This is a genomic window from Micromonospora sp. NPDC049580 (genome assembly GCF_040675595.1).
Lineage (GTDB): Bacteria > Actinomycetota > Actinomycetes > Mycobacteriales > Micromonosporaceae > Micromonospora.
In genome coordinates this window covers 1-5,235 of the sequence record NZ_JBFAPG010000450.1, presented here as the reverse complement: position 1 = coordinate 5,235, position 5,235 = coordinate 1, and the positions used below count along the sequence as shown (strand labels likewise).

Sequence of the window (5,235 nt, the reverse complement as noted above, 5' to 3'; positions counted from 1 at the left end):
GCAGCACCCGGGAGGCCACGAGAAGCATGCCGCCGCCGTTCAGCATCAGGTAGCCGAGGATCCGGTCGTCGGGGATCTTCGGTGCCGTGCTGAACTCTGGTCGGCGACGACCCGCAGCTGCTGGTCCGCCGGACACTGCGCCAGGTCAAGCAGCGCGTGGAGGCCGGCGAGGTGCTGCGCGCGGACCGCTCGGCGCTGGACCGCCGGACGGCCCGCGGGTGAGGGCGCTGTGCTGGGTGGCCGCCGACGAGCTGGCGGTACGCGAGGTGCCCGACCCGGAGCTGCGCAACGAGCGGGACGTCATCGTCCGCGTCCGCCGCAGCGCCACCAGCGGCGCCGACCTGCCGCTGCTGGCCGGTCGGGACCCGCTGCTGCGTGCCGGTGACGTGCTGGGGACGGAGTTCCTGGGCGAGGTGGTCGAGGCCGGCCCGGCGGTCCGGCGACACCGGATCGGCGACCGGGTGGTGGTCGGCGCGAGTGTCGCGTGTGGCGGCTGCTGGTACTGCCGCCGGGGCCGGCACTCCTGCTGCGACAACGGCGGCGCCGACGTGGCGAGCGTCGATCCGGACCGGGGGCGTTCGGACGCCGGCTGCTTCGGCCGGCCCCGGGCGGCGGGTGGCTTCGCGGGCGGCCATGCCGAGTACGTCCGGGTGCCGTACGCCGACGTGGGCGCGTTCCGGGTGCCGGACGCGGTCGGCGACGACCGGGCGCTGTTCGCCGCCGACGCGGCGCCGACCGGCTGGCTGGCGGCCGAGCTGGGCGAGGTGCGACCCGGCGACGTGGTGGCGGTGTGGGGCGCCGGGGCGGTGGGTCAGTTGACCGCTCGCGCCGCGACGCTGCACGGTGCCGCCCGGGTGCTCGTCGTCGACCGGCACGAGGAGCGGCTGCGGATGGCCGAGCGGCACGCCGGGGCGGAGCCGCTGGACTACCGCCGTACCGACGTCGCGGCGGAGCTGCGGGAGCGCAGCGGTGGACGCGGCCCGGACGTGTGCGTGGTCGCGGTGGGCGTACCGCCGACGCGGTCGGTCGTCGATCGGTTGGCCGGCCGGGACGTCGACCGCCCGGACGCGGTGCGCGAGGCGGTGCACGCCTGCCGCAAGGACGGCGTGGTGGTGGTGCTCGGCGGGGCCCAGGGGCACGTGGACGCGTTCGCACTGGGCGCGGTGACCGACAAGCGGCTCACGGTGCGGGGGGCACGCCGGCCGGACCTGGGCGACGTGCCGATGCTGCTGCACCGGATGGCCCGCGACGAGCTGCGTACCGAGCACCTGGCCACCCACCGGCTGCCGCTGGAGGACGGCCTCCGCGGGTACGCGCTGTTCGTCGACCGCGCCGACGGCTGCGTCCGGGCCGTGTTCACGCCGTGACCTCGCCCTCCGATCGGCGCTGGGCGATGGCGGGTGGCAGACTCGGGGGATGGCTGGGGAGCGGGCGTACGACGTGGTGCTGTTCGGGGCGACCGGCTTCACCGGGGGGCTGACGGCCGAATACCTGGCCCGGCACGCGCCGCCCGGGTTGCGGTGGGCGCTGGCCGGGCGCAACCCCGATCGCCTCGCCGCCGTGCGCGGCCGGCTCGCCGCGATCGACCCCACGCTGGCCGACCTGCCGCTGCTCACCGCCGACGTGACCGACGCCGGGTCGCTGCGCGCCGTGGCGGAGAGCGCCCGGGTGGTCGCCAGCACCGTCGGCCCGTACGTCCACCACGGGCAGCCACTGGTCGCGGCCTGCGCCCGAGCCGGCACCGACTACCTGGACATCACCGGGGAGTCGGAGTTCGTCGACCTGATGTACGTCCGCCACCACGCCGAGGCGACCGCCAGCGGCGCCCGGCTGGTGCACGCCTGCGGGTTCGACTCCATCCCCCACGATCTGGGCGTCTGGTTCACCGTCAAGCAGCTGCCCGCCGACGTCCCGATCACCGTGGACGGCTACGTACGCGCCGGTGGCCGGTTCTCCGCCGGGACGTACCATTCCGCGCTCACCGCGTTCGCCCGGACCGGGGAGGCCAGCCGGGCCGCCCGGGCCCGCCGGGCGGTCGAGCCGCGCCCCACCGACCGCCGCGTCCGGGCGGTGCCCGGCCGGCTGGCCCGCTCGGCAGAGCTGGGCATCTGGACCGTGCCGCTGCCCACCATCGACCCGCAGGTGATCCGCCGAACGGCTGCCAGCCGCCCGGAGTACGGCCCGGACTTTCGCTACCGGCACTTCGCCGCCGTGAAGCGGCTGCCGACCGTACTGGTCAGCGCGGTGGGGCTCGGCGCGCTGGTCGGCCTGGTGAAGGTGCCGCCCACCCGACGTTGGCTGCTCGGGCGGCTCGCCTCCGGGCAGGGCCCGACCCCGCAGCAGCGGGCGTCGTCCTGGTTCCGGGTCCGGTTCGTCGGCACCGGCGGCGGAAAGCGCGTGGTCACCGAGGTCGCGGGGGGCGACCCGGGCTACGACGAGACGGCGAAGATGCTCGCCGAGTCGGCGCTCTGCCTCGCGTTCGACGACCTGCCGCCGACCGCCGGCCAGCTCACCCCGGTCGCGGCGATGGGTGACGCGCTGCTGGACCGGCTGGTCCGGGCCGGGCTCACCTTCCGGGTGCTCAAGCGGGACGATGCCACGCCGACGGCGCAGCGGGACGCGGAGCCGGCGGCTTGACCCTCGACCAGGTCGAGGGGGCAGGATGCCCGACGTGGTGAGCGACCTGCACAGCATCGGCGAGTTGGCCCGGGCCAGCGGCCTGACCGTCAGCGCGCTGCGCTTCTACGACTCGGCGGGCGTGCTGACGCCGGCCCTGGTCGACCCGGTGACGGGTTACCGCTGGTACACCGACGAGCAGATCGGCCCGGCCCGGCTGGTCGCGGGGCTGCGCCGGGTCGGCATGCCGGTGCCCGAGATCGCCGCCGCCGTCCGCGCCGAGCCGGCCGAGGTGCACCGGCTGCTCGACGCGCACCTGCGCCGGCTGGCCGACGGGCTGGCCGACGCCCGCCGCGAGATCGTCCGGCTCCGGGCCCTGGTCGACCCGGCGCCCACGACGGTGACCACGCTGCTGCTCTCCCCCGCCGAGCTGGCCGCCGCCCTCGACGCGGTGCGCTTCGCCGTCGGGGCCAACCCGGAGCTGCCGGCGCTGTCCGGGGTGCTGCTCGACGTGGAGCCGGACGGTGTGCGCCTGGTCGCCACCGACCGGCACCGGCTCGCGCTGGCCCGGGCCGGTGCGGCCGTCGACGGACCGCCCGCGCGGGTGCTCGTGCCGGTGGACCTCGTCGACCGGCTGCGCCGGCTGCTCGACACCGCCGACGCCCGGGAGGTGCGGCTGACCGTGGCCGGCGTCGACCTGCGGGTGACGGTGGCCGGTCGGACGCTGACGGGCACCGCCCTGCCGTACGACTTCCCGGACTACCGTCGGCTGCTGCGCGAGGCGGTCGGCGAGCGGCCGGCCGCGTACCGCATCCCGGTGGACGTGGTGGCGCTGCGGGCGGCACTGCGCGACCCGGCCGCCCCCACGCTGGCCCGCAAGTACGCCGGCACGCCGCTGGCGGTCTCCGTCCTCGGCCTCGACGACTCCGGCGGCCTGCGCCTGCTGCACCCCACCGAGCTGGCCGCGGCCGACCCGACGCCCGATCCGGTGCCCGATCCGGTGAGCGGGCTGCGGTTCGGGGTCAACGGCGAGTACCTGCTCGACGCACTGGACGCGGCCGGCTGCCCGCAGCTGGTGCTGGAGCTGGACGGGCCGATCGCCCCGCTGGCCGTGCGCCGCCCGAACGACGAGGACACCTTCTCCGTGCTGATGCCGATCCGGCTGTAAAACCTGTCGCGCTCCCCGTCCCCGGGTGGAAACGTGCGCGACGGTAGCATCTGATGGTTCACCAGTGAACCCCGGACGGAGGCGTACGGAGCAGCATGCTCGACATGGAGTTGATCCGGAAGGATCGCGAGGCGGTGGCGACCGCGCTGGCGAAGCGTCTGGATCCCGCCGAGGTCGATCGGGCCCTGGACGAGATCCAGCGGCTCGACCAGGAACGGCGCGCCCTGATCACGGAGATCGACGCCGAGCGGCAGCGCCGCAAGGCCGAGGCCCGTGCGTACGCGCAGGCGAAGCGCGCCGGCACCGAGCCGCAGGTCACCGCGCCGGAGTCCGAGCGCAAGCAGCTCGCCGAGCTGGAGTCCCAGTTGGACGAGGTGCAGGCCCGGCTGCGCGACGCGATGAGCGAGCTGCCGAACCTGCCCAGCGACGACGTCCTGCCCGGCGGCAAGGAGGCGAACCGGGTCGTCAAGACCTTCGGCGAGCCGCCGGTGATCGAGAAGGTCCGCGACCACGTGGAGCTGTCCCGCGCGCTGGGTCTGGTCGACTATGAGCGCGGCGTCAAGCTCGGCGGCTCCGGCTTCTGGATCTACACGGGGGTCGGCGCGCGGCTGGAGTGGGCGCTGCTCAACTACTTCGTCGACCAGCACATCAGGGCCGGCTACGAGTTCCTGCTCCCGCCGCACCTGCTGCTCGACTCGGCCGGTTTCGCCGCCGGTCAGTTCCCCAAGTTCTACGACGACGTCTACCACCTGGACGCCGACTCCGCGCCGCGCGGGCAGTTCCTGCTGCCCACGTCGGAGACGGCGATCCTGGGCGCGTACCAGGACGAGATCCTGGAGACCACGAAGCTGCCGCTGAAGGCGTTCGCGTACACGCCCTGCTACCGGCGGGAGTCGGCCGGGTCGCACTCGGACGAGCGCGGCACGGTGCGCGGGCACCAGTTCAACAAGGTGGAGATCTTCCAGTTCACCCTGCCCGAGCAGGCGGACGCGGCACTGGAGGAGATGCTCGCCCACGCCGAGAGCCTGGTCGAGGGGCTGGGTCTGCACTACCAGCGGACGCTGCTCTCGGCGGGTGACGCGAGCGCCTCGATGAAGAAGACCCTCGACATCGAGGTGTGGATGCCGAGCACCGGCAAGTACAAGGAGGTGTCGTCGGTCTCCTGGGCCGGCGACTACCAGGCCCGCCGGGCGGCCATCCGCTACCGCGAGCCGGGTGCCAAGCAGACCCGCTTCGTGCACACCCTCAACGGCTCCGCGCTGGCCACCAGCCGGCTCTTCCCGGCCATCCTGGAGCAGTACCAGCAGGCCGACGGCTCAGTCCTGGTCCCCGAGGTCCTCCAGGACCGCCTGGGCACAGACCGCCTGTCCCCGCACTAAACCCCGCCTCCCGCTGTCGATCATGAAGTTATTGCCCGCCGCCTCGGCGTGTCGCGGCAACAACTTCATGTT

General features: G+C 74.6%; 4 protein-coding genes. All 4 read left to right on the top strand.

Features of this window, described 5'->3' with window-relative positions; translation table 11 throughout:
* Positions 1–218 precede the first annotated feature (218 nt).
* The 4 genes from AB0J68_RS26535 to serS all read left to right on the top strand — a co-directional run bounded on the left by AB0J68_RS26535 (position 219) and on the right by serS (position 5,163).
* Positions 219–1,367, top strand: a complete 1,149-nt coding sequence (locus AB0J68_RS26535; RefSeq protein WP_363940978.1) for an alcohol dehydrogenase catalytic domain-containing protein — start codon at positions 219–221, stop codon at positions 1,365–1,367.
* A 49-nt stretch (positions 1,368–1,416) separates the two neighbouring features.
* Positions 1,417–2,637 (top strand): saccharopine dehydrogenase NADP-binding domain-containing protein, encoded by a 1,221-nt coding sequence (locus tag AB0J68_RS26530; protein ID WP_363940974.1) that lies wholly within the window; start codon positions 1,417–1,419, stop codon positions 2,635–2,637.
* 25 nt (positions 2,638–2,662) lie between these two features.
* Positions 2,663–3,784 carry a MerR family transcriptional regulator gene (locus AB0J68_RS26525; protein WP_363940971.1) on the top strand — a complete coding sequence of 374 codons (1,122 nt, stop codon included), beginning with the start codon at positions 2,663–2,665 and terminating at the stop codon, positions 3,782–3,784.
* Between the two features lie 95 nt (positions 3,785–3,879).
* On the top strand, positions 3,880–5,163 hold the full coding sequence (gene serS / locus AB0J68_RS26520; RefSeq protein ID WP_363940968.1) for a serine--tRNA ligase: 1,284 nt from the start codon (positions 3,880–3,882) through the stop codon (positions 5,161–5,163).
* Positions 5,164–5,235 lie beyond the last annotated feature (72 nt).

Coding starts and splice junctions, on each gene's coding strand:
- AB0J68_RS26525 (WP_363940971.1), top strand. CDS start 2,663: ATGCCCGACGTGGTGAGCGACCTGCACAGCATCGGCGAGTTGGCCCGG.
- serS (WP_363940968.1), top strand. CDS start 3,880: ATGCTCGACATGGAGTTGATCCGGAAGGATCGCGAGGCGGTGGCGACC.
- AB0J68_RS26530 (WP_363940974.1), top strand. CDS start 1,417: ATGGCTGGGGAGCGGGCGTACGACGTGGTGCTGTTCGGGGCGACCGGC.